The organism is Streptomyces sp. SL06 (assembly GCF_058244745.1).
Map to the genome: position 1 here is coordinate 6,027,186 of NZ_JBSYOT010000002.1, position 25,813 is coordinate 6,052,998.

26 protein-coding genes and 1 pseudogene are annotated in these 25,813 nt (G+C 73.3%); 23 read left to right on the plus strand and 4 right to left on the minus strand.

What is annotated here, in order from left to right; genetic code table 11:
* Positions 1–203 precede the first annotated feature (203 nt).
* The 7 genes from AC4IHM_RS27680 (at position 204) to AC4IHM_RS27710 (ending at position 7,620) form a co-directional block, all read left to right on the plus strand.
* Entirely contained in the window at positions 204–527 is a 324-nt protein-coding gene (locus AC4IHM_RS27680; RefSeq protein ID WP_003977346.1) for an integration host factor, read from the plus strand.
* 37 nt (positions 528–564) lie between these two features.
* On the plus strand, positions 565–1,158 hold the full coding sequence (gene gmk, locus AC4IHM_RS27685) for a guanylate kinase (protein WP_490869690.1): 594 nt from the start codon (positions 565–567) through the stop codon (positions 1,156–1,158).
* 51 nt (positions 1,159–1,209) lie between these two features.
* Positions 1,210–1,482, plus strand: coding sequence for a DNA-directed RNA polymerase subunit omega (gene rpoZ / locus AC4IHM_RS27690; RefSeq protein WP_003977348.1), 273 nt, complete (start codon positions 1,210–1,212; stop codon positions 1,480–1,482).
* A 153-nt stretch (positions 1,483–1,635) separates the two neighbouring features.
* Positions 1,636–2,838 (plus strand): bifunctional phosphopantothenoylcysteine decarboxylase/phosphopantothenate--cysteine ligase CoaBC, encoded by a 1,203-nt coding sequence (coaBC, locus tag AC4IHM_RS27695; RefSeq protein WP_490869691.1) that lies wholly within the window; start codon positions 1,636–1,638, stop codon positions 2,836–2,838.
* Positions 2,839–3,077: 239 nt separating this feature from the next.
* Positions 3,078–4,286, plus strand: coding sequence for a methionine adenosyltransferase (metK, locus tag AC4IHM_RS27700; protein WP_490869692.1), 1,209 nt, complete (start codon positions 3,078–3,080; stop codon positions 4,284–4,286).
* Between the two features lie 199 nt (positions 4,287–4,485).
* Complete coding sequence (locus AC4IHM_RS27705; protein WP_490869693.1) at positions 4,486–5,388, plus strand: NADP-dependent oxidoreductase; 903 nt, start codon at positions 4,486–4,488, stop codon at positions 5,386–5,388.
* Positions 5,389–5,469: 81 nt separating this feature from the next.
* Positions 5,470–7,620 carry a primosomal protein N' gene (locus AC4IHM_RS27710; RefSeq protein WP_490869694.1) on the plus strand — a complete coding sequence of 717 codons (2,151 nt, stop codon included), beginning with the start codon at positions 5,470–5,472 and terminating at the stop codon, positions 7,618–7,620.
* A 99-nt stretch (positions 7,621–7,719) separates the two neighbouring features.
* Here the strand turns inward: AC4IHM_RS27710 and AC4IHM_RS27715 are convergent, their stop codons facing one another.
* Positions 7,720–8,280, minus strand: coding sequence for a hypothetical protein (locus tag AC4IHM_RS27715; protein WP_490869695.1), 561 nt, complete (start codon positions 8,278–8,280; stop codon positions 7,720–7,722).
* A 324-nt stretch (positions 8,281–8,604) separates the two neighbouring features.
* Between AC4IHM_RS27715 and fmt the strand changes: the two genes are divergently transcribed.
* The 10 genes from fmt to AC4IHM_RS27765 all read left to right on the plus strand — a co-directional run bounded on the left by fmt (position 8,605) and on the right by AC4IHM_RS27765 (position 18,689).
* A complete protein-coding gene (gene fmt, locus AC4IHM_RS27720) occupies positions 8,605–9,537 on the plus strand; it encodes a methionyl-tRNA formyltransferase (protein ID WP_490869696.1) in 933 nt (310 codons plus the stop codon).
* Between the two features lie 74 nt (positions 9,538–9,611).
* Positions 9,612–11,030, plus strand: a complete 1,419-nt coding sequence (locus AC4IHM_RS27725) for an RsmB/NOP family class I SAM-dependent RNA methyltransferase (protein WP_490869697.1) — start codon at positions 9,612–9,614, stop codon at positions 11,028–11,030.
* A 143-nt stretch (positions 11,031–11,173) separates the two neighbouring features.
* Positions 11,174–11,860 carry a ribulose-phosphate 3-epimerase gene (rpe, locus tag AC4IHM_RS27730; protein ID WP_490869698.1) on the plus strand — a complete coding sequence of 229 codons (687 nt, stop codon included), beginning with the start codon at positions 11,174–11,176 and terminating at the stop codon, positions 11,858–11,860.
* A gap of 78 nt (positions 11,861–11,938) precedes the next feature.
* The gene (locus AC4IHM_RS27735; RefSeq protein WP_490869699.1) at positions 11,939–12,982 is read left to right on the plus strand and encodes a sugar-binding transcriptional regulator; all 1,044 of its coding nucleotides are present in this window, start codon (positions 11,939–11,941) and stop codon (positions 12,980–12,982) included.
* A 51-nt stretch (positions 12,983–13,033) separates the two neighbouring features.
* The gene (locus AC4IHM_RS27740; protein ID WP_490869700.1) at positions 13,034–13,387 is read left to right on the plus strand and encodes a barstar family protein; all 354 of its coding nucleotides are present in this window, start codon (positions 13,034–13,036) and stop codon (positions 13,385–13,387) included.
* A gap of 108 nt (positions 13,388–13,495) precedes the next feature.
* Positions 13,496–14,938: a GuaB1 family IMP dehydrogenase-related protein gene (locus AC4IHM_RS27745; RefSeq protein WP_490869701.1), complete on the plus strand. Its 1,443-nt coding sequence runs from the start codon at positions 13,496–13,498 to the stop codon at positions 14,936–14,938.
* A gap of 63 nt (positions 14,939–15,001) precedes the next feature.
* A complete protein-coding gene (locus AC4IHM_RS27750) occupies positions 15,002–15,397 on the plus strand; it encodes a hypothetical protein (RefSeq protein ID WP_490869702.1) in 396 nt (131 codons plus the stop codon).
* A gap of 131 nt (positions 15,398–15,528) precedes the next feature.
* Entirely contained in the window at positions 15,529–15,981 is a 453-nt protein-coding gene (locus AC4IHM_RS27755) for an Lrp/AsnC family transcriptional regulator (protein WP_490869703.1), read from the plus strand.
* Positions 15,982–16,146: 165 nt separating this feature from the next.
* Positions 16,147–16,935 (plus strand): carbon-nitrogen hydrolase family protein, encoded by a 789-nt coding sequence (locus tag AC4IHM_RS27760; protein WP_490869704.1) that lies wholly within the window; start codon positions 16,147–16,149, stop codon positions 16,933–16,935.
* Positions 16,936–16,976: 41 nt separating this feature from the next.
* Positions 16,977–18,689: a flavin monoamine oxidase family protein gene (locus AC4IHM_RS27765; protein ID WP_490869705.1), complete on the plus strand. Its 1,713-nt coding sequence runs from the start codon at positions 16,977–16,979 to the stop codon at positions 18,687–18,689.
* Between the two features lie 48 nt (positions 18,690–18,737).
* Here AC4IHM_RS27765 and AC4IHM_RS27770 read toward each other — a convergent pair whose 3' ends face one another.
* Both AC4IHM_RS27770 and AC4IHM_RS27775 read right to left on the minus strand, forming a co-directional pair.
* Positions 18,738–19,667: an LLM class F420-dependent oxidoreductase gene (locus AC4IHM_RS27770; protein ID WP_490869706.1), complete on the minus strand. Its 930-nt coding sequence runs from the start codon at positions 19,665–19,667 to the stop codon at positions 18,738–18,740.
* Between the two features lie 103 nt (positions 19,668–19,770).
* Complete coding sequence (locus AC4IHM_RS27775) at positions 19,771–20,466, minus strand: DUF5995 family protein (protein WP_490869707.1); 696 nt, start codon at positions 20,464–20,466, stop codon at positions 19,771–19,773.
* Positions 20,467–20,639: 173 nt separating this feature from the next.
* Between AC4IHM_RS27775 and AC4IHM_RS27780 the strand changes: the two genes are divergently transcribed.
* Positions 20,640–21,770, plus strand: a complete 1,131-nt coding sequence (locus AC4IHM_RS27780) for a glycoside hydrolase family 6 protein (protein ID WP_490870960.1) — start codon at positions 20,640–20,642, stop codon at positions 21,768–21,770.
* On the opposite strand, the pseudogene AC4IHM_RS27785 reads toward AC4IHM_RS27780, so the two are convergent.
* Positions 21,752–22,084, minus strand: a pseudogene (locus tag AC4IHM_RS27785) (nitrate reductase); the annotation flags it as partial. The gene AC4IHM_RS27780 and the pseudogene AC4IHM_RS27785 overlap by 19 nt on opposite strands.
* Before the next feature lie 153 nt (positions 22,085–22,237).
* Between AC4IHM_RS27785 and AC4IHM_RS27790 the strand changes: the two are divergent.
* The 5 genes from AC4IHM_RS27790 to AC4IHM_RS27810 all read left to right on the plus strand — a co-directional run bounded on the left by AC4IHM_RS27790 (position 22,238) and on the right by AC4IHM_RS27810 (position 25,458).
* Positions 22,238–22,702, plus strand: coding sequence for a hypothetical protein (locus AC4IHM_RS27790; protein ID WP_490869708.1), 465 nt, complete (start codon positions 22,238–22,240; stop codon positions 22,700–22,702).
* Between the two features lie 116 nt (positions 22,703–22,818).
* Positions 22,819–24,054, plus strand: a complete 1,236-nt coding sequence (locus AC4IHM_RS27795) for a helix-turn-helix domain-containing protein (protein ID WP_490869709.1) — start codon at positions 22,819–22,821, stop codon at positions 24,052–24,054.
* 107 nt (positions 24,055–24,161) lie between these two features.
* The gene (locus AC4IHM_RS27800; protein WP_490869710.1) at positions 24,162–24,389 is read left to right on the plus strand and encodes a hypothetical protein; all 228 of its coding nucleotides are present in this window, start codon (positions 24,162–24,164) and stop codon (positions 24,387–24,389) included.
* Positions 24,386–24,730 (plus strand): DUF6415 family natural product biosynthesis protein, encoded by a 345-nt coding sequence (locus AC4IHM_RS27805; RefSeq protein ID WP_490869711.1) that lies wholly within the window; start codon positions 24,386–24,388, stop codon positions 24,728–24,730. Before AC4IHM_RS27800 ends, AC4IHM_RS27805 begins: the two co-directional genes overlap by 4 nt.
* Complete coding sequence (locus AC4IHM_RS27810; protein WP_490869712.1) at positions 24,727–25,458, plus strand: hypothetical protein; 732 nt, start codon at positions 24,727–24,729, stop codon at positions 25,456–25,458. Before AC4IHM_RS27805 ends, AC4IHM_RS27810 begins: the two co-directional genes overlap by 4 nt.
* The last annotated feature ends 355 nt before the right edge of the window (positions 25,459–25,813 follow it).

Consider the following 25,813-nt stretch of genomic DNA (forward strand, 5'->3'; position numbering starts at 1 on the left):
GGAGGCTGACCAGGACTTTTCCGCTGTTCTCGCTGACTCTGGCGGACATGACCGCTAGTCTCCGTCGAGTGGGGGCACCTCCCACGCCCCTCAGCGCAGTGGGGAGAACGGGCAAGCGTGTTGCTCGTGGCTCCCCAGGTGTGGGGCGACTAGGTTCCTCACCGGTCCGTATCCGACAGTTCGACATCCGAGGTGACGTAGGCGTGGCTCTTCCGCCCCTTACCCCTGAACAGCGCGCAGCCGCGCTCGAAAAGGCCGCCGCGGCTCGCCGGGAGCGGGCCGAGGTGAAGAATCGACTCAAGCACTCCGGCGCCTCCCTCCACGAGGTCATCAAGCAGGGCCAGGAGAACGACGTCATCGGCAAGATGAAGGTCTCCGCCCTGCTCGAGTCCCTGCCCGGCGTGGGCAAAGTCCGCGCCAAGCAGATCATGGAGCGGCTGGGCATCTCCGAGAGCCGCCGCGTGCGTGGGCTCGGTTCCAACCAGATCGCGTCCCTGGAACGCGAGTTCGGCAGCACCGGCAGCTGAGTCCGGACCACTCCGGGATTGCTGGAATAATCGCCGCATGGCTGCAACACCCCGGGGGACGTCCCCCGTACCCCCGGACGCACGTCCGCGGCTGACCGTGCTCTCCGGCCCTTCGGGGGTCGGCAAGAGCACGGTCGTCGCCCATATGCGCAAGGAGCATCCCGAGGTCTGGCTGTCGGTCTCGGCGACGACCCGCAGGCCCCGCCCCGGCGAGCGGCACGGAGTCCACTACTTCTTCGTCTCCGACGAGGAGATGGACAAGCTGATCGCCAACGGCGAACTGCTGGAGTGGGCCGAGTTCGCCGGTCATCGCTACGGCACACCGCGCGCGGCCGTGCTGGAGCGCCTGGAGGCCGGTGAGCCGGTGCTCCTGGAGATCGACCTCCAGGGCGCCCGGCAGGTCCGCACGTCGATGCCCGACGCCCTGCTGGTGTTCCTGGCCCCGCCCTCCTGGGAGGAACTGGTGCGCCGGCTCACCGGCCGGGGCACCGAGCCGCCGGAGGTGATCGAGCGCCGCCTGGACGCGGCCAGGGGCGAGCTGGCGGCCGAGCCGGAGTTCGACCAGACCCTGGTGAACACCTCCGTCGAGGACGTGGCGCGCGAGCTGCTAGCCTTGACGAACGTCGTGTGATCGTTACTGGTCACACTGACTGAATCTTTCCCATCCATCGGAAGGTAGAGCGTGTCCTCTTCCATCTCCGCGCCCGAGGGCATCATCAACCCGCCGATCGACGAGCTGCTCGAGGCCACGGACTCGAAGTACAGCCTCGTGATCTACGCGGCCAAGCGGGCCCGCCAGATCAACGCGTACTACTCGCAGCTCGGCGAGGGCCTCCTCGAATACGTCGGTCCGCTCGTCGACACCCACGTCCACGAGAAGCCGCTCTCGATCGCCCTGCGCGAGATCAACGCGGGGCTGCTGACCTCCGAGGCCATCGAGGGCCCGGCGCAGTAACGCCGGAAGCATCTGCGGTATCGGCGATAGTATTTTCAGCCTGAAGCTGACTTTTCCACAGGCCCGGCAGCGCGACTGCCGGGCCTGTGGTGTGTGATGGGGGACGTACGCACTTCCGTTCGGGCGTACGTTCGTCGAGGTCGGGGAGAGACGGTGGACAAGCCCAAGGTCGTCCTGGGGGTCAGCGGCGGCATCGCCGCGTACAAGGCCTGTGAGCTGCTGCGCAGATTCACCGAGTCCGGGCACGAGGTCCGGGTCGTCCCCACCGCCTCCGCGCTGCACTTCGTCGGCGCCGCCACCTGGTCCGCCCTGTCCGGCCACCCCGTGTCGACCGAGGTGTGGGACGACGTCCACCAGGTCCCGCACGTACGCATCGGCCAGCACGCCGACCTGGTCGTCGTCGCCCCGGCCACCGCCGACACGCTCGCCAGGGCCGCCCACGGCCTCGCCGACGACCTGCTCACCAACACACTGCTCACGGCCCGCTGTCCGGTCGTCTTCGCCCCCGCCATGCACACCGAGATGTGGGAGCACCCGGCCACCCAGGAGAATGTGGCGACGCTGCGCCGCCGCGGCGCGGTCGTCGTCGAACCGGCCGTCGGCCGCCTCACCGGCGTCGACACCGGCAAGGGCCGGCTGCCCGACCCGGGCGAGATCTTCGCGGTCTGCCGCCGGGTGCTCGCCCGCGGCGTGCGGGAGCCGGACCTCGCCGGACGGCATGTCGTCGTCAGCGCCGGCGGCACCCGGGAGCCCCTCGACCCGGTCCGCTTCCTCGGCAACCGCTCCTCCGGCAAGCAGGGCTACGCCCTGGCCCGCACCGCCGCAGCGCGCGGCGCCCGGGTCACGCTGGTCGCGGCGAACGCGTCGCTGCCGGACCCGGCCGGCGTGGACGTGGTGCCGGTCGGCACGGCCGTGGAGCTGCGCGAGGCGGTGGTGCGGGCCGCGGCGGACGCCGACGCCGTCGTCATGGCCGCGGCGGTCGCGGACTTCCGCCCCGCGGAGTACGCCACCGGGAAGATCAAGAAGAAGGAGGGCCGGGAGCCGGCGCCGATCGCCCTGGTGCGCAACCCGGACATCCTCGCGGAGGTCTCCGGGGAGCGGGCCCGACCCGGACAGGTGGTCGTCGGCTTCGCCGCCGAGACCGAGGACGTCCTCGCCAACGGCCGGGCCAAGCTGAAGCGCAAGGGCTGCGACCTCCTCGTGGTGAACGAGGTGGGGGAGCGCAAGACCTTCGGCTCCGAGGAGAACGAGGCGGTGGTCCTCGGCGCCGACGGCAGCGAGACGCCGGTGGCGCACGGCCCGAAGGAGGCGCTGGCCGAGACGGTCTGGGACCTCGTGGCCGAGCGGCTCGGCTGAATGGCTCATTCACCCCGCGGGCCCCGCCCACACGCGTATTCGAGCGTGGCGACCCTGGCCAAGGGCCCCTCGTTCTGGGCAGAATGCCCGTGCCGCAGGTCACAGCCCTCCCGAGAGCTGAGACAGGTGGGCCCGCGGCAGAGTGCGACCGATAAACTGTTCTCGGACGTTGCCGGGTGCAGCTCCCCGCGCCGTCCACCAATGATCAGCCAGCAGCCGCTGCAACCCCAGGGAGCGTTGTGTCCCGTCGCCTGTTCACCTCGGAGTCCGTGACCGAGGGTCACCCCGACAAGATCGCTGATCAGATCAGCGACACGATTCTCGACGCGCTTCTGCGCGAGGACCCGACCTCTCGGGTCGCCGTCGAAACCCTGATCACCACCGGCCTGGTGCACGTGGCCGGGGAGGTCACGACCAAGGCCTACGCGGACATCGCCACGCTCGTCCGCGGCAAGATCCTGGACATCGGCTACGACTCCTCCAAGAAGGGCTTCGACGGCGCCTCCTGCGGTGTCTCGGTCTCGATCGGCGCCCAGTCCCCGGACATCGCCCAGGGCGTCGACACGGCGTACGAGAACCGCGTGGAGGGTGACGAGGACGAGCTGGACCGGCAGGGCGCCGGCGACCAGGGCCTCATGTTCGGCTACGCCTCCGACGAGACGCCGACGCTGATGCCGCTGCCGGTCTTCCTGGCGCACCGCCTGTCCAAGCGCCTGTCCGAGGTCCGCAAGAACGGCACCATCCCCTACCTGCGCCCCGACGGCAAGACACAGGTCACCATCGAGTACGACGGCGACAAGGCCGTCCGCCTCGACACGGTCGTCGTCTCCTCCCAGCACGCCAGCGACATCGACCTGGAGTCGCTGCTGGCCCCCGACATCAAGGAATTCGTCGTGGAGCCGGAGCTGAAGGCGCTCCTCGACGACGGCATCAAGCTCGACACGGAGAACTACCGCCTCCTGGTCAACCCGACCGGCCGCTTCGAGATCGGCGGCCCGATGGGCGACGCCGGACTGACCGGCCGCAAGATCATCATCGACACCTACGGCGGCATGGCCCGGCACGGCGGCGGCGCCTTCTCCGGCAAGGACCCGTCGAAGGTGGACCGCTCCGCCGCGTACGCGATGCGCTGGGTTGCGAAGAACGTCGTTGCCGCGGGCCTCGCCGCCCGCTGCGAGGTCCAGGTCGCCTACGCCATCGGCAAGGCCGAGCCCGTCGGCCTGTTCGTGGAGACCTTCGGCACCGCCAAGATCGACGCCGAGAAGATCGAGAGGGCGATCGACGAGGTCTTCGACCTCCGCCCGGCCGCCATCATCCGCGACCTCGACCTGCTGCGTCCGATCTACGCCCAGACCGCCGCCTACGGCCACTTCGGCCGTGAGCTGGCGGACTTCACCTGGGAGAACACCGACCGCGTGGAGGCGCTGCGCAAGGCGGCCGGGCTGTAACGTCCGGATCGCCGCGCCCGAGCCCGACGGCACGTCGCGAGGCCCGGTGTCCCCGGTGCGGACACCGGGCCTCGCGCATCCCGCGGGTGCGTACCGCCTGCCGTGCCGGGCGCTTGCGGCGTTGCCCGCGGCCTTCGCGCCGGTGTCGCCCCGGTGGCACGGGCGCGGTGTGTTCCCGCTGTTCAGATCGGAGTCCGTCGTGAAGTCAGTCCGGTTCAGCCGGTTCGGAGGCCCCGAGGTTCTCGAGATCGTGGACCTTCCCGACCCGCACCCGGGCCCCGGCCGGATCCGGATCGCGGTACGCGCCGCCGGCGTCAACGCCAGTGACTGGAAGAAGCGCGCCGGCCTGATGGACGAGGAACTGCCGCAGACCCTCGGGTACGAGGCGGCGGGCGTCGTGGACGAGGTCGGCGAGGGCGTCACGGCCGTGGCCGTCGGCGATCGGGTGGTCGGCCTGTCGGAGCAGAGCGGCACCCAGGCCGAGCTGGCGGTGCTGTCCTTCTGGGCGCCGCTGCCCGCGTCCGTCGGCTTCGCCGAGGCCGCCGCGCTGCCGGCCGCGGTCGAGACGGCCGCGCGCGGGCTCGACCGGCTCGGCGTGGCCGACGGCAGCCTGCTCCTGGTCAACGGCGCATCAGGAAACGTCGGCAGCGCCGCGGTCCAGCTCGCGGTGGCCCGCGGTGCGCGGGTGATCGGCACCGCGGGCCCGGCCAGGCACGCGTATCTGCGAACGCTCGGAGCCGAGCCCGTCGCCTACGGCGAGAACCTGGTGGAGGAGGTCCGCGCGCTGGCTCCCGACGGGGTCGACCGGGCGCTCGACGTGGCCGGCAGCGGGGTGCTGCCCGACCTCGTCGGCCTCGCCGGCGGCCCCGAACACGTCGTCACCCTCGCCGACTTCGCGGGCGCCCGGGAGCACCGGGTGACGTTCAGCCGCGGAGACGACGGCCGAGCCCTCTACGTACTCGACGAACTCGGCGAGCTGATCGAGACCGGCCGCCTCGCACTGCCCCGGGTGCGCGCCTTCCCGCTCGACCGGGTCGCGCGGGCACACCACCTCGGCGAGACCGATCGCGCGGCCGGGAAGATCGTCCTGACCAACGGCTGAGCGGCCCGTCGGCGTCGCCGCCGAGGAGCGAGGCGGACTCGGGCGCCTCCGGCTGTCAGTGGTCTTTGCAAGAATGCAGGCGTGAGCAGCGAGGACGGACCGGCGGACGGCGGCGCTCAGGAGGCGCGGCCCGAGCAGCTCGCGCTCATCCGGGAGAGCGTGCGCAGGGCGAGCACGCCGCGGGCCAAACCGCGGACCTGGCGCGGCGCCGCACTCGCCGGGGAGCTGCCGGTCGCCCGGGTCCTCGTCGACAAGGGCGTACTCCACCTCGACCGGTACTTCGACTACGCCGTGCCCGAGGAACTCGACGCCGACGCCCAGCCCGGTGTGCGGGTGCGGGTGCGCTTCGGGGCCGGACGGCACCGGGTGCGGGACGGGCGGCGCGAGGGCGGGGGGCTCATCGACGGGTTCCTCGTCGAGCGGCTCGCCGAGTCCGACTACTCCGGGCCCCTGGCCGCGCTGGCCCAGGTCGTCTCCCCCGAGCGGATCCTCGACGAGGAACTGCTGGGACTCGTCCGTGCCGTCGCCGACCGGTACGCGGGCAGCCTCGCCGACGTACTCCAGCTCGCCGTGCCGCCGCGCAACGCGCGCGCCGAGAAGCGGGCCTCGCCCGAACCGCTGCCCCCGCCGCCGGAACCGGGGCCGGGCTCCTGGGAGCGGTACGAGCAGGGGGCCGCGTTCGTGGCCGCCCTCGCCCGCGGGGACGCACCGCGGGCGGTGTGGAACGCGCTGTCCGGCCCGCGGTGGAGCGAGGAGCTGGCGCGGGCCGTCGCGGCGACGCTGGCCTCCGGCCGGGGCGCGCTCGTCGTCCTGCCGGACGGACGGGCCGTCGCCCGCGTCGACGCCGCGCTGACCGCCCTGCTCGGCGAGGGCCGGCACGCGGTGCTCACCGCCGACGCCGGACCCGAGAAGCGGTACGCGCGGTGGCTCGCGGTGCGCCGCGGGTCCGTAAGGGCCGTCGTCGGAACCCGCGCGGCCATGTTCGCGCCGGTGCGGGACCTCGGTCTCGTCGCCCTCTGGGACGACGGCGACGACAGCCACGGCGAACCGCACGCCCCGCAGCCGCACGCGCGCGAAGTGCTGCTGCTGCGCGCCGCCCAGGACAAATGCGCCTTCCTGCTCGGCGGCTGGAGCTGCACCGTGGAGGCCGCGCAGCTCGTGGAGACCGGCTGGGCCCGGCCGCTGGTCGCCGCCCGGGAGCAGGTGCGCGCCGCCGCCCCGCTGGTGCGGACGGTGGGGGACGGGGACCTGGCCCGGGACGAGGCCGCCCGCGCCGCACGGCTGCCGACCCTCGCCTGGCAGGTCGTCAGGGACGGCCTGCGGCACGGACCGGTGCTGGTGCAGGTGCCCCGGCGGGGCTACGTCCCGCGGATGGCGTGCGCGGCGTGCCGGACGCCCGCGCGGTGCCGGCACTGCTCGGGACCGCTGGAGGGACGGGAGTCCGGCTCCGCGCTGCGGTGCGGCTGGTGCGGGCGGGAGGAGGGCGCCTGGCACTGTCCGGAGTGCGGAGCCTTCCGGCTGCGCGCGCAGGTCGTGGGGGCACGGCGCACCGCGGAGGAGCTGGGGCGGGCCTTCCCGGCCGTGCCGGTGCGCACCTCGGGGCGCGAGCATGTGCTGGACACCGTGTCCCAGACGCCGGCCCTGGTCGTGAGCACGCCGGGCGCCGAACCCGTCGCCGAGGGCGGGTATGCGGCGGCCCTGCTGCTCGACGGCTGGGCGATGCTCGGCCGGCCCGACCTGCGCGCCGGCGAGGACGCGCTGCGGCGCTGGCTGGCCGCCGCCGCCCTGGTGCGACCGCAGGGCGCCGGGGGCACCGTCGTCGCGGTCGCCGAGCCGACCCTGCGGCCGGTGCAGGCGCTGGTGCGCTGGGACCCCGTCGGGCACGCGGTGCGGGAGCTGGCCGAGCGGGCCGAGCTGGGCTTTCCCCCGGTGTCGCGGATGGCGGCGGTGGCGGGGCCCGCGGAGGCGGTGGCCGACTTCCTGCGTGCCGTCGAGCTGCCGCGCGAGGCGGAGGTGCTCGGCCCGGTTCCGTTGCCGGTCACGGCGGCGGGGCGGCCGCGGCGGGCGGGAGCGCCGCCGCCGGGGGAGCGCTGGGAGCGGGCCCTGGTCCGGGTGCCACCGGGACGCGGGGCGGCGCTGGCCGGTGCGCTGAAGGTCGCTCAGGCGGCACGGATGGCGCGGGGGAGCGAGACAGTGGTGTGGGTGCGGATCGACCCGCCCGACATCGGGTGACGGCCGCGCACGGCGTGCACACGGGGGCCGGCTGCCCGTCCGGGCGGGGCGGGAGGGCAGCCGGCCGGTGGGCCGTGGCTGGTCGCGGCCGGGTGGGGATCAGCCGTTGCGCGGGCCGGGGAAGGCGGTGGGCCGGACCTCTTCGCGCAGGGCCGGACTGCCCGCCGTCGGCTGGGTCGGCATGGAACGGGCGGCGGGGACGGTCGGGACGGCGGGGACGGTGGGCAGGCCGGGGCCCACGTTGACCGCGCGGGTGTTCCCGGGCTCCGGCGCGTGCTCGGGGTTCTCGGCGGCGGACGCCTGCTGGGCCGCGGCGCGGCGGGTGCCGTAGCGACGGTGCACGGCCTGCTTGGTGACGCCGAGCGCGGAGCCCACCGCGTCCCACGAGAAGCCGAGCGAACGGTCGAAGTCCACGGCGGCCGTGACCAGGGTCTCGACACTGTCCCGCAGCTCCTGGGCGAGACGGACGGTCGGGGCGGGGGCGCGTCCGTAGACGACGAAGCCCGTGGAGGGGCCGGAGCGGCGCGGACGGTAGACATTGCCCAGCTGGGCGGTGAGGGTGCGCAGTGCGTCCACCTGCCGGCGGACCCGCTCGATGTCCCGCACCAGCAAGTGCAGGCTGGCCCGAGCCTGGGCGTCGTGGGTTGCGTGGTCGGCCATGAACAAGCCTCTCGAACCGGCGTTGAAAGGAATCGGGCCGCACGGGCGGCCCGGTGTGGTCAACTCTTTCTTGACCAACGCGTGGGCGCTCCGCTGGTCACGGGCAGGGGGCGCGGGGGCATATGCGTGCGCCCCTCGGCTCGGTTGGTGCTCCTTCGGCCTTCGGCCTCGGGTTTTCCACCCGCGCACCCCCCCGTTTGCGGTCGGCCGGGAAGCCGGGCTCTCGTGTGGGGGTGCCGCGCCTCGGCGGCTCCGCGTCGCCTCCCGGCTCTTAGACTGGTGCGTCGCCCGCATCCGTCCCCGCCCGAGAGGCCCGTCCCACCCATGAAGCTCGTCTTCGCCGGCACCCCCGAGGTCGCCGTCCCCGCCCTGGACGCCCTGATCGCCTCCGGGCGCCACGAGGTGGCCGCCGTCGTCACGCGGCCCGACGCTCCGGCCGGGCGCGGGCGCCGGCTGGTCGCCTCTCCCGTGGCCGAGCGGGCCGAGGAGGCGGGCATCGAGGTACTCAAGCCCGCGAAGCCGCGCGATGCCGGGTTCCTGGAGCGGCTGCGCGAGATCGCGCCCGACTGCTGCCCCGTCGTCGCCTACGGCGCCCTGCTGCCCCGCGTCGCCCTCGACGTGCCCGCCCGCGGCTGGGTCAACCTGCACTTCTCGCTGCTGCCCGCCTGGCGCGGGGCCGCTCCCGTGCAGCACGCGATCATGGCGGGCGACGAGATCACCGGCGCCTCCACCTTCCTGATCGAGGAGGGCCTCGACTCCGGCCCCGTCTACGGGACGGTCACCGAGACCATCCGCCCCACCGACACCAGCGGCGACCTGCTGACCCGGCTGGCCTTCGCCGGCGCCGGGCTGCTCGCCGCCACCATGGACGGCATCGAGGACGCCGCCGTCAAGGCCGTACCGCAGCCGGAGGAGGGCGTCAGCCTCGCCCCGAAGATCACCGTCGAGGACGCCCGGGTCGACTGGGCCGCCCCGGCGCTGCGCGTGGACCGGGTGGTGCGCGGCTGCACCCCGGCCCCCGGCGCCTGGACCACCTTCCGGGGCGAGCGGCTCAAGCTCGTGCAGGCCCTCCCCGCGCCCGGCCGCACGGACCTCGCCCCGGGGCGGCTCGCCGCCGGCAAGAACGACGTGTACGTCGGCACCGGATCCCACGCCGTCGAGCTGCTGTGGGTGCAGGCCCAGGGCAAGAGGCCGATGCGGGCCGCGGACTGGGCGCGCGGGGCCCGGATCACCGAGGGCGAGCTGCTCGGGGACTGACCTCCGCGCAGCCGCTCACCGGCCCGGCGTACGCTGGTGGACGCACTTCACCCCACACCCGGAGCACCTTTTTCGTGAGCGAGCAGCCTCGTCGTCCCCGCAAACCCGGCAAGCCGTACCGCAGACCCCAGAAGGACCCCGTCCGCATCCTCGCCTTCGAGGCGCTCAGGGCCGTGGACGAGCGGGACGCGTACGCCAACCTCGTGCTGCCGCCGCTGCTGCGCAGGGCGAGGGAGCGGGACGACTTCGACGCCAGGGACGCGGCTCTCGCCACCGAGCTGGTGTACGGGACGCTGCGCCGGCAGGGGACGTACGACGCGATCATCGCCGACTGCGTCGACCGGCCGCTGCGGGAGGTCGACCCGCCCGTGCTCGACGTGCTCAGCCTGGGCGTGCACCAGCTGCTCGGGACGCGGATCCCGAGCCATGCCGCCGTGTCCGCCTCCGTGGAGCTGGCACGGGTCGTGCTGGGCGACGGGCGGGCCAAGTTCGTCAACGCCGTGCTGCGCAAGGTGGCGCGGGACGACCTCGACGGATGGCTGGAGCGGGTCGCCCCGCCCTACGACGAGGACCCCGAGGACCACCTCGCCGTCGTGCACTCGCACCCGCGCTGGGTCGTCTCCGCGCTGTGGGACTCGCTCGGCGGCGGCCGGGCCGGCATCGAGGAGCTGCTGGCCGCGGACAACGAACGGCCCGAGGTCACGCTGGTCGCCCGCCCCGGCAGGGCGACCCGCGAGGAGCTGCTCGGCGAGGAGGCCGCCGTGCCGGGGAGCTGGTCGCCGTACGCCGTGCGACTGAGCGAGGGCGGGGAGCCCGGGGCCGTCGAGGCCGTGCGCGAGGGCCGCGCCGGCGTGCAGGACGAGGGCAGTCAGCTCGTCGCGCTCGCCCTCGCCAACGCGCCGCTGGAGGGACCGGACCGGCGCTGGCTGGACGGCTGCGCGGGGCCGGGCGGCAAGGCCGCGCTCCTCGCCGCGCTGGCCGCCGAGCGCGGTGCCTTCCTGCTCGCCTCCGAGAAGCAGCCGCACCGGGCCGGGCTCGTGGCCAGGGCGCTGGCCGGGAATCCGGGGCCGTACCAGGTGATCGCCGCCGACGGGACCCGCCCCGCGTGGCGGCCCGGCAGCTTCGACCGCGTCCTCGTCGACGTACCGTGCACGGGCCTGGGAGCCCTGCGCCGCCGCCCCGAGGCGCGCTGGCGGCGCCGCCCCGAGGACCTGGACGGATTCGCCCCGCTCCAGCGCGGGCTGCTGCTCGGCGCCCTGGACGCGGTACGGGTCGGCGGCGTCGTCGCCTACGCCACCTGCTCGCCCCACCTCGCCGAGACCCGCGCGGTCGTCACCGACGTCCTCAAGCAGCGCCCCGGCACCGAGCTGCTCGACGCCCGCCCGCTGCTCCCCGGCGTGCCGGACCTGGGCGAGGGTCCCGACGTACAGCTGTGGCCGCATCTGCACGGCACCGACGCGATGTACCTGGCGCTCGTACGCCGGACCGGGTGACGGTGCCACCGCTGCCCGGGAGCGCCCCGAAGGGGTGCGGGGAACCGCGGGGGCGACCACGCACGGCCCGCGCCCGAAGAACGACCCCGTCCACCCAGGCCCCGTGCCCGCCCACCCCCGGAGGGCATGGCAGTCTTGGGAGCATGGCCGCGCAGATCAACCCCAGCATCCTGTCCGCCGACTTCGCCCGCCTCGCGGACGAGGCCGAGGCGGTCGAGGGAGCCGACTGGCTCCACGTCGATGTCATGGACAACCACTTCGTCCCGAACCTCACGCTCGGTGTACCGGTCGTGGAGTCGCTGGCCAGGGCGACGGACACCCCGCTGGACTGCCACCTGATGATCGAGGCCCCCGACCGCTGGGCGCCCCGGTACGTGGAGGCGGGCGCCGCTTCCGTCACCTTCCACGTCGAGGCCGCCGCCGCACCGGTGCGGCTGGCCAGGGAGATCCGGGCCAAGGGCGCCCGCGCGTCCATGGCGCTGAAGCCCGCGACGCCGGTCGAGCCGTACGAGGACCTGCTCCCCGAACTCGACATGCTGCTGATCATGACGGTTGAACCGGGCTTCGGCGGGCAGGCCTTCCTGGACATCATGCTTCCGAAGATCCGGCGCACCCGTGAGCTGATCAAGAAGCACGGTCTGGAGCTGTGGCTCCAGGTCGACGGCGGGGTGTCGGCGTCGACGATCGAGCGCTGCGCCGACGCGGGCGCCGACGTCTTCGTCGCGGGCTCCGCCGTGTACGGGGCCCTGGACCCGGCCGAGGCGGTACGTGCATTGCGCAACCAGGCCGACGCGGCGACCGCCAAGGCGTCCTGGGCGTGCGACCACTGAGGTACCAGAACGTGAACGGCTCCCATCAGGGCTGATCAAGCGCGCCGAATCTGCAAGGATGAACGGCGAATCCAGAGTGTGAACAGCAGTGAGGAGAACGCCGTGTCGGGTATGTCGGCGGGCCGTTCAGCCATGCGGATGGGACCCGCTGAGCTGGTCCAGGCGGCGGCCATGGCCCGCCGCTTCTATCTCGAGGGCAAGTCCAAGATCCAGATTGCGGAGGAGTTCGGCGTCAGCCGCTTCAAGGTGGCCAGGGTCCTCGAGACCGCCCTTGAGCGGGACCTTGTACGAATCGAGATCCGGGTGCCCGCCGAGTTGGACGCCGAGCGCTCGGACGCCCTGCGGGCCCGCTACGGCCTCAGACACGCCGTCGTGGTGGAGTCCCCGGCCGACGCCGAGGAGACACCCGACCCCGAGAATCTGGGGGAGGTGGCCGCCGACCTGCTCGGCGAGCTGCTCAACGAGGGCGATGTGCTGGGCCTGGCCTGGGGCCGGTCCACCATCCACATGGCGGCGGCGCTCGACCGGCTGCCGCCGTGCACGGTGGTGCAGCTGACCGGTGTGTACGACGCCGGGACCGCCGAGCGCGGCTCGGTGGAGGCCGTGCGCCGCGCGGCACAGGTCTCCGGCGGTGACGCGCACCCCATCTACGCGCCGATGCTCCTGCCGGACGCGGCGACCGCCGAGGCGCTGCGCCACCAGACCGGGATCGCTCGGGCCTTCGAGTACTTCGACAAGGTCACGGTCGCCTGCGTCTCCATCGGCTCCTGGGAGCCGGGCATCTCGACGGTGCACGACATGCTCAGCGACGAGGAGCGCGCGCACTACGCCTCGCTCGGGGTCGCCGCCGAGATGTCCGCGCACCTCTTCGACGCCGAGGGGCGCCGGGTCGGGCGGGACCTGGGGGAGCGGTGCATCACGGTCAAGGCCGACCAGCTCCGCCGCATCCCGGAGGTCGTGGCGATCGCCGGCGGACAGCGCAAGGCGGCGGCCATCGACGCGGTGCTGCGCTCCGGTCTCGTCACCAGCCTGGTGACGGACACGTCGGCCGCGGACTACCTGATGACCGCCGGCCCGGCTCCGAAGTCGACACTCAACCGGACGGACCCCGACGGAATCTGACGGGTCGTCACCACCGTGATCGGAACGGACGGACCAAGGGAAGGGCGCGACATGACCGAGGACTCCGCGGGGCGGCTCGTGGTCACGCTGGATCTCGACGGGGTCACGGACAAGGCGGGCCTGATGGACCGCTGCGCCCGGGACCTGGCACTGCCGGACTGGTTCGGCCGGAACTGGGACGCGCTCGCCGACTCCCTCGCCGACCCCTCCGTCTGGCCCGAGGGCGCGGCGGACCGGGGCCTGCTGCTCCTCGTGCGGGGCTGGGGCGCCTACGCGCGGGAGCGGCCGGACGAGTGGGCCGTCGCCGAGGAGATCTTCGCCGAGGCGACGGACCGCGGCCCGGGGCTCTTCGTCGCCCTCGGCCCTGGAGATTCCTCCAAGGAGGGTGCAGGCCGTCCTGGATGATCCGCCCCGGGGTTGTGGCGCCCCGGCCGTGGGACAATGAAGTACGTGCTCTTTCCCCCTGGCTGACCTGTCAGGGGGCCACTTCTGATCGACTGGGATGTGCAGCACGTGCGTTTCCTGAATGACATCCAGCCCTCGTACGACCTGACGTACGACGACGTGTTCATGGTGCCGAGCCGTTCCGCCGTCGGCTCCCGGCAGGGCGTGGACCTCGGAGCCCCGGACGGCACGGGCACCACCATTCCGCTCGTCGTCGCCAATATGACCGCCATCGCGGGCCGCCGCATGGCCGAGACGGTGGCCCGGCGGGGCGGCCTCGTGGTCATCCCGCAGGACATCCCGATCGAGGTCGTCACCGGCGTCGTCGCCTGGGTGAAGAGCCGTCACCACGTCCTGGACACCCCGATCGTGCTGGCCCCGCACCAGACCGTCGCCGACGCCCTGTCCCTGCTGCCCAAACGCGCGCACAACGCCGGGGTCGTCGTCGACGGGGACGACAAGCCCGTGGGCGTGGTCACCGACGCCGACCTGACCGGTGTGGACCGCTTCACCCAGCTCGAAGAGGTCATGTCCAAGGACCTGGTCCTCATCGACGCGGACATGGACCCGCGCGAGGCCTTCAACACCCTCGACACCACCAACCGCCGCTATGCGCCCGCCGTGGACAAAGACGGCCGGCTGGCCGGCATCCTCACCCGCAAGGGCGCCCTGCGTGCCACGCTGTACACCCCCGCCACCGACGCGAGGGGCAGGCTCCGCGTCGCCGCCGCCGTCGGGATCAACGGCGACGTGGCGGGCAAGGCGAAGCAGTTGCTGGACGCGGGCGTGGACACCCTCGTCATCGACACCGCGCACGGCCACCAGGAGTCGATGATCAGCGCCGTCAGGCTGGTGCGCGACCTCGGCCCGCAGGTCCCGGTCGTCGCGGGCAACGTCGTCTCCGCCGAGGGCGTGCGCCACCTGATCGAGGCGGGCGCCGACATCGTCAAGGTCGGTGTCGGACCGGGCGCCATGTGCACCACCCGCATGATGACCGGCGTCGGCAGGCCGCAGTTCTCCGCCGTCCTGGAGTGCGCCGCCGAGGCGAGGAAGTACGGCAAGCACGTATGGGCCGACGGCGGCGTCCGCCACCCGCGCGACGTGGCGATGGCCCTCGCGGCCGGCGCGTCCAACGTCATGGTCGGCTCCTGGTTCGCGGGCACCTACGAGTCCCCGGGCGACCTCCAGCACGACGCCAACGGCCGCCCCTACAAGGAGTCGTTCGGCATGGCCTCCGCACGCGCGGTGCGCAACCGCACCTCGGAGGAGTCGGCGTACGACCGGGCCCGCAAGGCGCTGTTCGAGGAGGGCATCTCCACCTCCCGGATGTTCCTCGACCCGGCCCGCCCCGGCGTCGAGGACCTGATTGACTCGATCATCGCCGGCCTCCGCTCCTCGTGCACCTACGCCGGTGCCGCCTCCCTGGAGGAGTTCGCCGAGAAGGCCGTCGTCGGCATCCAGAGCGCCGCCGGCTACGCCGAGGGCCAGCCGCTGCACGCCAGCTGGAGCTGACCGCCCGGTTCGACGCCGTCAGGACTGCTTGACGTCAAGCAGTCCTGACGCGAGGCTGGGCGTGTGACCACACCGCAGAGCATCGAGCCCCAGCACACCCTGCTGACCGCCGTCGCCCGCCTCGACGAGCTGCGGGTCCGCGAGTCCCTGGCCGGGGACGGCGGCGACGCGGAGGCCCTCGACCGCACCCAGCTCCTCGAACTGCTCGCCCTGAGCGAGGTGGTGGCCCGCAAGGCCGCCTACGGGCGCCAGCTGACCGTCCGGGCGGCCCGGGAGGCCGGCGCCTCCTGGTCGCAGATCGGGGCCGCGCTCGGCACCAGCAAGCAGGCCGCCTGGGAGGCCCACCTGCGCTGGATCGAGGGCCAGGAGGCAGCCCGGGGCAGGCCCGGAGAGATCGGGTTCGACGCCGCGGACGCGGCCGAGGCACGGGCCGTCGCGGGCGAGCCGGACGGCCACTGACCGGGACGCCGGCCAGGACGGCCGACCGGCCGGGCCCGTGTTCTACTTCGTGTGCGGCCACCGCCGCCCCGGCCGCCGCGCCGGACGCCACAGCAGTCCAGACGCCTCAGAAGTGAAGTGAACCGCCCGCAGTGCTGAACGATCTCGACGAACGCATCGTGCACGCCCTCGCCGAGGACGCCCGCCGCTCCTACGCGGACATCGGGCAGTCGGTCGGCCTCTCCGCGCCCGCCGTGAAACGGCGCGTGGACCGGCTGCGCGCCACCGGAGCCATCACCGGATTCACGGTCCGGGTCGACCCCGCCGCACTCGGCTGGCAGACCGAGGGCTTCGTCGAGATCCACTGCCGCCGCAACACCTCGCCCGAGACCATCCAACGGGGCCTCGAGCGCTACCAGGAGGTGGTGGCCGCCTCCACCGTCACCGGGGAGGCGGACGCGCTCGCCCAGGTCTTCGCCGCCGACATGCGGCACTTCGAACGGGTCCTGGAGCGGATCGCCGGGGAGCCGTTCGTGGAGCGGACCAAGTCCGTGCTGGTGCTCTCACCGCTGCTGCGACGCTTCTCCTCGGGCTCCCCCGGGTAACCCCGCGTCCTTCGCGTCCGCGCGCAACGAATCGCCGGGACGCCTCCGGCGGACGCAACGATTCGCCCACCGGTGCGCAACAGGTCCTTCTTGTCCGGTCGAGTCCGCCGGCCGTAGCGTCTCTCTGGCCCCGCCCGCACCCCCTCCCACCGGTCAGGAACACGCATGCGCACCGCCCTGCTCCAGAACTCCGGCCGCCCCGGATCCGTCGCCGGGAACCTCGCGGTCCTCGACGAGGCCGCGGGCCGCGCCGCCGGGGCGGGCGCCGGGCTCCTGGTCACCCCGGAGCTGTTCCTGACCGGGTACGCGATCGGCGACGACATCGGCGTCCTCGCCGAACGGGCCGACGGCGCCTTCGCCGACGCCGTCGCGGAGATCGCCGCACGCCACGGTCTCGCGGTCGCCTACGGATACCCGGAGCGGGACGGCGAGCGCGTCTTCAACTCCGTCCAGCTGGTCTCCGCCGACGGCAGCCGCCTCGCCGGCTACCGCAAGACCCACCTCTTCGGCCGGTTCGAGCGCGCCCACTTCACACCGGGCGACCTCCCGGTCGTGCAGGCCGAGCTGGACGGGATCACCGTCGGCCTGATGATCTGCTACGACGTGGAGTTCCCGGAGAACGTCCGCGCCCACGCCCTGGCCGGCACCGACCTGCTGCTCGTCCCGACCGCGCAGCCGCACCCGTTCCAGTTCGTCGCCACCTCCCTGGTGCCGGTGCGGGCCTTCGAGAACCAGATGTACGTCGCGTACGTCAACCGCGTCGGCCGCGAGGGCGAGTTCGAGTTCGTCGGCCTCTCCACCCTCGCCGGGCCCGACGGGACCGCCCGCGCCAGGGCCGGGCGCGCCGAGGAGCTGGTGTTCGGCGAGGTCGACCCGGCGCTCCTCGCCGCCTCCCGCGAGGCGAACCCGTATCTGCGGGACCGCCGGCCCCACCTCTACGGCTCCCTCGCCTGAGCCCCACACCCCGTTCCACCTGTGCAAGGAGTCCGTACCCCATGACGTCCACGGTGCCCAACGCGATCGAGCACGCAGACGAGCGGCAGCCGCCGATCACCATGTCCGGGCCGGACTTCCCGTACGCGTACGACGACTTCCTCGCCCACCCGGCGGGGCTCGGCCAGGTACCCGCGACGGAGCACGGCACCGAGGTCGCGGTCATCGGCGGCGGCCTGTCCGGCATCGTGGCCGCCTACGAACTGATGAAGATGGGCCTCAAGCCCGTCGTCTACGAGGCCGACCAGATCGGCGGGCGCCTGCGGACCGTGGGCTTCGACGGCTGCGACCCCTCGCTGCGGGCCGAGATGGGCGCGATGCGCTTCCCGCCCTCCTCCACCGCCCTCCAGCACTACATCGACCTGGTGGGACTGGAGACCCGGCCCTTCCCCAACCCCCTCTCCGAGGCCACCCCTTCGACCGTCGTCGACCTCAAGGGCGAGTCGCACTACGCCGAGACGCTCGACGACCTGCCGCGGGTCTACCGGGACGTCGCCGACGCCTGGGCCAGGTGCCTCGAAGAGGGCGCCGACTTCTCCGGCATGAACCGCGCCCTGCGCGAGCGCGACATCCCGCGCATCCGCGAAATCTGGGCGAGACTGGTCGAGAAGCTCGACAACCAGACCTTCTACGGCTTCCTCTGCGACTCCGAGGCCTTCAAGTCCTTCCGGCACCGCGAGATCTTCGGCCAGGTCGGCTTCGGCACGGGCGGCTGGGACACCGACTTCCCCAACTCCGTCCTGGAGATCCTCCGCGTCGTCTACACCGAGGCCGACGACCACCACCGCGGCATCGTCGGCGGCTCCCAGCAACTGCCGCTCAGGCTGTGGGAGCGCGAGCCGCAGAAGATCGTCCACTGGCCCCACGGCACCTCGCTGAAGTGCCTGCACACGGCCGGCGAACCCCGCCCGGCCGTGACCCGGCTGAACCGCACCGCCGGCAACCGGATCACGGTCACCGACGCCGACGGCGACATCCGCACCTACCGGGCGGCGGTCTTCACCGCCCAGTCCTGGATGCTGCTCTCCAAGATCGCCTGCGACGAGTCGCTCTTCCCGATCGACCACTGGACCGCCATCGAGCGGACCCACTACATGGAGTCCAGCAAGCTCTTCGTGCCCGTCGACCGGCCCTTCTGGCTGGACAGGGCCGTCGACGACAGGGGGAACCCGACCGGCCGTGACGTCATGTCGATGACGCTCACCGACCGCATGACCCGCGGCACCTACCTCCTGGACGACGGCCCCGACCGGCCCGCCGTCATCTGCCTCTCCTACACCTGGTGCGACGACAGTCTGAAGTGGCTGCCGCTCACCGCCAACGAGCGGATGGAGGTCATGCTGAAGTCGCTCGGCGAGATCTACCCGGATGTCGACATCAGGAAGCACGTCATCGGCAGCCCGGTGACGGTCTCCTGGGAGAACGAGCCCTGCTTCATGGGGGCGTTCAAGGCCAACCTGCCCGGCCACTACCGCTACCAGCGGCGCCTGTTCACGCACTTCGTGCAGGACGGGCTGCCCGAGGACAGGCGGGGCATCTTCCTCGCCGGCGACGACATCTCCTGGACGGCCGGCTGGGCCGAGGGCGCCGTCCAGACCGCGCTGAACGCCGTCTGGGGCGTCATGCACCACCTCGGCGGCGAGAGTGACGCGGCCAACCCCGGTCCCGGTGACGTGTACGACGAGATCGCGCCGGTCGAACTCCCGGAGGACTGAGAGGAGCAGAGGGCCAAAGGACTGGGAGGCCACAGGGTCCGGGAGGTCTCAGACCCCGGCCGCCCGTGCCTTCTCGTACACCTCGGCGGCGACATCCTTCAGCTCCTCGGCGTCCCGCGCCGTGCTCTGGAGGTCGAGGAGGATCTCCTCCAGGCCGATCCCGGCGTGCGCGGCGAGATCCTCCACGATCTGGTCAACGTCGCCCTGGAAGGGCTGCCGGCCGGCGGCGGCCCGGGGCGTCGCGTGCAGGCGGACGTTGGCCCGCAGCACCGTGCGGATCGGTTCCGTACGGCCGCGTTCGGCGGCCAGCTCCCGCAGTTGCCGCCACTGCTCGGCCACGGCCTCGGCGCCGACGCCCGTCGGCAGCCAGCCGTCGGCGTGGTCGACCAGCCGGCGCCGGGCCCTGCCGCTGCTCGCCGCCAGCAGGATCGGGATCGGCCGGGCGGGCTTGGGCCCGACGACCGCGGACGCGATCTTCGTGGTTCGCCCCTCGTACACCACCGGGTCCGGTCCCCAGACCGCGCGGCACACCTCGATCAGCTCGTCCAGGGCCGGGCCGCGCTCGGCGAACGGCCGTACGGACGCCGCCGCGTACTCGTCGGTGGACCAGCCGGTGCCGAAGCCCGCCAGCACCCGGCCGCCGCTCGCCGCGTCCAGCGAGGCCAGCGCCTTGGCCAGTTGGAACGGGACGTGCAGCGGGGCGACCAGCACGCTCGTGCCCAGCCGGGCCCGTTCGGTGGCCGCGGCGGCGAGGGTGAGGGTGACCAGCGGCTCCGCCACGCTCCGGTAGGCGTCGGGCCAGGGCAGGCCCTCGATGCCGTAGAGCCCCTGGGTGGCGGGTTCGGGGAACAGGGCCCGCTCGAAGACCCACAGGCTCTCGTAGCCCGTCCGCTCCGCCGCGCGGGCCACGTCGGGGACATCCTTGCCGAGGTCGTACTGCCGCATCTGGGGGAGGCCGAGTCCGAGCCTGGTCGCCATGTCCGGGTGCTCCTTCGCAGTCGGGGTGCGATGTTGCCCAAGCTTGTAACGTACAGCTGTCCCGCGGGAGTTCGGGGCGCGCACGTCGAGGAAACCGGCCGGATCAGTCCGGCAGCGGGATGAGCAGCAGCCGGCCCGCGAAGCCCACCGCCGAGTCCAGCCGCTCGGTGAACTCCCCGGCGACATCGGGCACTCGGCGCAACGCCCACAGCGCGCGGGCCGCTGCCCAGGCGGCGTCGCGGGCGCGCTCCAGGCTCCAGGCGCCGAGCAGATGGGTCAGCGGGTCGGCGATGCGAAGGAGGTCGGGCCCCGGCGTCAGCTCGTCGCGGACCCGCTCCTCCAGCGATCCGAGGAGGTCGGCCACCCGGTCGAACTCGTCCTCCAGGTCGACGGGTTCGCAGCCGAGGGTACGACAGCTGTCCACCACGGCCAGCGCGAGATCGTGGCCGACATGCGCATGGACGCCCGCCAGCGCGAACTGCAGCGGCCGTACGCCGGGATGGCGGCGGAACTGGAACAGCGGCCGCCAGCAGGCCGGTGGCCGGCTGCCCTCCTCCTCCGCCTCCACGGCGGCCAGATACCGCCGCGCGAGCCGCACGTCCAGCGCGATCGCGGCCCCGGCCGCCGTGCTCCGGCCGCCGTCGACCTGCCCGGCGGCCGCCTCCGCGAGGGCCAGGCAGACGCGGTTGAAGACCGCCACCCCGTCCCGGGCGGGCAGCGCCGTGTCGAGGGCGCGCATCCGGGTCAGGACCGTGTCCACCGTCCGGACGGCCGTCGGGACTTGTTCGCAGTGGGCCATGGCGGCAGGGTCGCAGCTTTAGGCTGACGGCAGTGCCGGTGGGCCGACGCTTCCCCGAAACGGGGGAACGCGCCCGCCGTGCGGGGGAGGGGGAACCGTACGTGTCAGGTCTTCGTGCCCGGCGTCTGGCCGCTCGCAGGGCCGAGCGCAGGCGCGCCGCCCGCCGCGGCGCGATGGTCGTGGCGGCGTCCGTCGTGGTCGCGGTGGGCACCGTGACCGGCATGCTGAGCGCCCTCGGCGACGACGGGAGCGGTGTGGACGAGGCGCGGCCGGAGGTGACGTGGTCGCCGCGGCCGGACCCGCTGCACCTCGTGCCGTCCCCGTCCCCGTCGGCGCCGCCCCCGGTCTCCGCCCCGCCCTCTCCCTCGGCGACGAGGAGAGATCCGGCGCCTTCGCCGGAGCACACGTCCGAGCGGAAGAAGCCCGTCACCACCGCGGCCTCCACCCGGCTCTTCCGGTACTCCGAGTCCCAGGTCCTCGACTGGGTCCGGGCCCATCCGGACGACCCGCGCCAGGATGTCATCGCGTCCCGCATAGCCGGCCACCCGGCCGCCGTGTGGTTCGCCGACTACACGCCGGACAACATCACCTCCCGGGTCCGCGCCGTCACCTCGGGCGGCGCCGCCGAGGGGCGGGTGCCGGTCGTCGTGCCGTACGCGATACCCGGCCGCGACTGCGGCGGCCACTCCGAGGGCGGGGCGCCCGACCTCGACGCCTACGACAGCTGGATCGACCGGTTCGCCGCCGGGCTCGGCTCAGGCGATGTCATCGTCGTCCTGGAGCCCGACTCGGTCGCCCAGTCCGAGTGCCTGTCCGCCGGTGAGCGCGCCGACCGCTTCGCCTCCCTGGCCCGCGCCGGCCGGGTGATGAAGGCGGCGAACCCCCTGGCCCGGGTCTACTTCGACGCGGGCCACTCCGGCTGGCACGCGCCCGCCAAGCAGGCGGGCTGGCTGAAGCAGGCCGGCGCCGGCTCGGCCGACTCCTCCGACGGCGTCTTCAGCAACGTCTCCAACTTCCACACCACCGCCGACGAGGTCGCCTACGTCCGCGCGGTCCTCGACGCCCTCGGCGGCCCGGCGGGCCTGGGCGCCGTCATCGACACCAGCCGCAACGGCAACGGAGCCCCGCCCGACGGCGAGTGGTGCGACCCGGACGGCCGCAAGCTCGGCCGCGCGCCGACCCTGAGCACCGGCATGGGGCGCATCGACGCCTACCTGTGGGTGAAGCTGCCGGGGGAGTCGGACGGCTGCAAGGGGGCGCCGGGCACCTTCACACCGTCGTACGCCTACGACCTGGCGCGCTGAGTCCCCCCGCCGCCCCCGCCCTTCGTGTCGTACGAGGACGTCCCCTCGTCCAGCAGCGGCTGCCGCGTCTTGAGGTGGGCCGGGGCGAAGGCGCGCAGCGCGTGGTAGCCGGTGATGACGACCACGGTGCCGAGCGCGATGCCGCTGAGGGAGAAGGTGTCGGTGAACTCCATGCTGACGTTGCCGACGCCGATGATGATGCCCGCGGCGGCCGGCACCAGGTTGAGCGGATTGCGCAGGTCCACCTTGGCGTTGATCCAGATCTGGGCGCCGAGCAGGCCGATCATGCCGTAGAGGATGACCGTGATGCCGCCGAAGCGGGCCGCGCGGAAGCTCTCGCTACCGAGGCGAACAAACGCGGCGACGCCGTGTCGACCCTCGCGCGTGATGTGCAGGTGCTGCGGCAGCAGGTGCAATCCGAGGGGAAGACGCCGGCGGCACCGGACCCGGCGAGTGCGGTCGAGGACTTGCCCGACCGTGCCGAGGTGCCGGTGCCGGTGCCGGTGCCGATCCCGGGCCCGGCCGGTCCGCGCGGGCCGAAGGGGGAGCCGGGAGAGGACGCCCCGTCGCCGTCACCTGGCCCGCCCGGTCCGGCGGGCGAGGGCGGCGACGAGGGTGCGCCGGGCGAGCCGGGGGCGACGGTCACCGGTCCGCCCGGTCCGCCCGGTCCGCCCGGTCCGATCGGTCTGCAGGGGCCGCAGGGGCCGCAGGGGCCGGCCGGGCCAGCGGGCCCGGCGGGGAAGGACGGGGCCGACGGCAAGGACGGTCGCGACGGGCAGACGTGCCCGGACGGGTACAGCTTGCAGGCGCCGCCCGACGATCCCGACGCGCTCGTCTGCCGCCGCACCGGCGCACCGCAGCCCGAACAGCCCGACCCGGGCCTGTCGGCGGGCCCGCTCGCGCTGCCCGCCGAACGCCGCCGCATCGTATGAACATCACGCCCCTGTCTGGCCACTGGCCGGGCAGGGGCGCTTTCGCCGTTCCCGGGGGCAGGCGTTGACGCCCGCCATACTCTGGCGATAGGCACCCCTCACCCGAACGGAGCGCCATGGACACGTCCGACGAACTCAGCAGCGGCGAGCGAATCCGGATGCTCCGCGAGTCCCGCGGGCTCACCCGCGCCGCCCTCGCGCAGATGTGTGGCCGCGGCCCCGACTGGCTCAAGAAGATCGAGTCAGGCGAGCGTGAGCTGCGCTCCCACGACATGCTGATGCGGCTCGGCGCTGCCCTGCAGCTCTCCGACCTGTCCGCGATCGCCGGCAGCAGCGGCCCCTCGCAGCCCGTACCGTCCGGCCGGCTCGCACACCCCGTACTGCCCGACGTTTGGGCCGCCGTCATGAACCGGCCCATGTCCATCGCTCCGCCGACTGCCCGCTACACCGACCCGGCCGTGTTGCAGGGGCGCGTCGACCAGTCTTGGCGCCTGTGGCACACCTCCGAGCACAACCGCACCGAGGTCGGCGCACTGCTGCCCGACCTGATCCGCGACGCCGAAGCAGCGGTCCGCGCCCTCGACGGAGCCGAGCGGCGGGCCGCCCTGGTCGCCCTGTCCGACGTATACCGGCTCACCGGCCAGGCCACCGCCTACGTCGCCCCCGCCGAACTCGCGTGGGTGGTGGCCGACCGGGCGCTCACCGCCGCGCAGGACGCCGACCAGCCGGCCGCGATAGCTGCCGCCGCCTGGAATTTGGGCAACATCCTGCGGGAGACGGCGTATCCCGACGAGGCGCTGCGCGTCGTTGTCGAGGCCGCCGAACTGATCCGCCCCCACCTCGACGACGCCCCCGACGACTGGCGGGGCATCTACGGCGCGCTGCAGCTGCACGCCGCGGTGACCGAGGCCCGTGAGGGGCACGACGGGACGGCGTGGCGGTACTGGGACAAGGGCGACCACGTCGCAAAGTCCCTGCCCGCAACCTACGTGCACCCGTCGACCGTGTTCGGCCGCGCCAACGTCGATTTCCACGCCGTGAGCGTGGCCTGCGATCTCCGCAAGAGCGCTCGAGCGATCGGCCTCGCCGACGACATCGACCCCGATGCCATGCCGTCGATAGAGCGCCGCGCCCGGCTGTGGGTCGAGGTTGCCCGCGGGCACCTGCAGCGCGGCGAGCGCACAGCCGCACTCAAGACGATGCAGATGGCGTACGAGATCGGCGCCGAGACCGTCGCGTACACCCCGTCGGCCCGCTCGGTTGCCGCCGACCTCTGGCGGCACGCACCGCGGGCGATGCGGCCCGAGGCGAGCCGGCTCGCTGAGGCGATCGGTGTGCCGACGGCGAGTTGAGGAGTTGAGCAAGGGGGACAGGCTGGGACAGGGGGACAGACTGTCCCCGTTACCGGTCGGTAGTGGCTCTACGGTGACCCTCCACCGACTACCGCCCGGGGGTCCCCATGTGCAGCCTTGCCCGCTTACACGCGTCGCTGCGCCGCGACGAGCCGCCCACCCGCGATGCCACAACCGGCGAGATCCGCGTGCCCGTCGCCCTCTACGACCTCGACGAGCACCGGAGCGACGCCCCGCTCGTCATGTCCCGCGCCGAGGCCGAAGCCTTGTTCGCACACCTGCGCGCCGCGCTCGTGCCCGCGCAGCCGGCCAGGGCGACGGAGGCCGCGCGGTGAGCACAACGCAACAGTCCGTCGACGCCGACGAGGTCACCAGACTGATCGCCGAAGCGCTCAGCGCGACCGGCATCCTGCCGCCCATGGCCCGGCTTGAGGAACTCGACCAGGCGCTGCGCACCGAGATCGAGCGGCTCGTGCCGGTCGTGCAGCGGCAGGCCGATGCCGCGCCGCTGCGCTCCCGCGAGTGGTACGCCCTCATTCAGGCAGCCGACCACGCCGAGGACGCGCTGAAGTATCAGATCGGGGCAGCGCCGCTCGCCGGTGCGATCCACGTCGGTGAACTCGCCCGCCGGGTGTGCGAGCTGCGCAACGCGGCAGCGGGGGGTGCCGCGCGGTGAACTGCACGATCTGCGATCTGCCGATCGAGGACGGGCAGCCGTTCAGGCGGCACGCGCGCCGCGATCTGCAGGGGCGCGCCCTGCCGGCCACGCACACCCACAAGGCATGCCGCGAACGGCCGCGAACGGTCCCGTTCATCGCCCAGTGGTCGGGGGAGATCATGCCCGAGCCGCTCGTCGCGCTGCGCCTGTTCGGCGGGGTCCGCTACGCCGGCGAGCAGCCCGACGACCGAGACGACCGCGGGGTGCTGTGGAAGCGAACCGTCGACCGCTCGGGCTCCGGGAAACCGCTGTACGGCAAGGTGCACGGCGGACGGCAGCGGCGCGCCATGGCGGAGCTGCTGTGCCAGGTGTGCGGCGAGCCGGCCGACCAGGACGACCGGGGCGTGCTGTGGCTGCTCGAAGACGACCGGGCCGACTACCCGACGTGGCCCGAGGACCTGCTGACGACGCATCCGCCGACGTGCCTGCGCTGTGTCCGGGCCGCGCGGCAGCAGTGCCCGCACCTGTGGGCGGGCAGCGTCGCCGTGCGGGTGAAGGCGTCCGAGGTGTGCGCGGTGTACGGCAACCGGTACACGCCGAGCCGGCTCGGGCCGATCGTCGCAGAGAAGGGGCCGATCACCTTCGAGTCGCCGCTACTGTCGTACGTGGTCGCGGCGCAGCTCGTGCGGTCGCTGTACGCGTGCACGTTCGTGAGCCTCGACGACGAACTCGCGGTGCACCCATGAGACGGGCGCCCGGCGGGTGTGAGCGTTCCCCCCGTCGATCCCCGCCGGGCGTCCTCACGACGTGATGCGCACGAGTTCTTCCACAGGCACGCCGATCGCGCAGGCGATACGCCGCACGGTCCGCAAGGTGGGGTTCGCCGGCCGGCCTCAACGTCCTGATAGTGGGCCCGGTTCATCGGCACGGAGAGAAACACGCGCTCTTGGGTGAGGCCGTGCTGCTCGCTGACGTCGCGGATACGGCGGCCGATACGCTGCGCTTCGCGTGACGAATATGCCCTCTGCACTCATTGACCCTGAGTCAGGGGGAGAATGGATCCCGCTCCCCTCGGCACGGGTGCGGTACCGCCGTCACCGA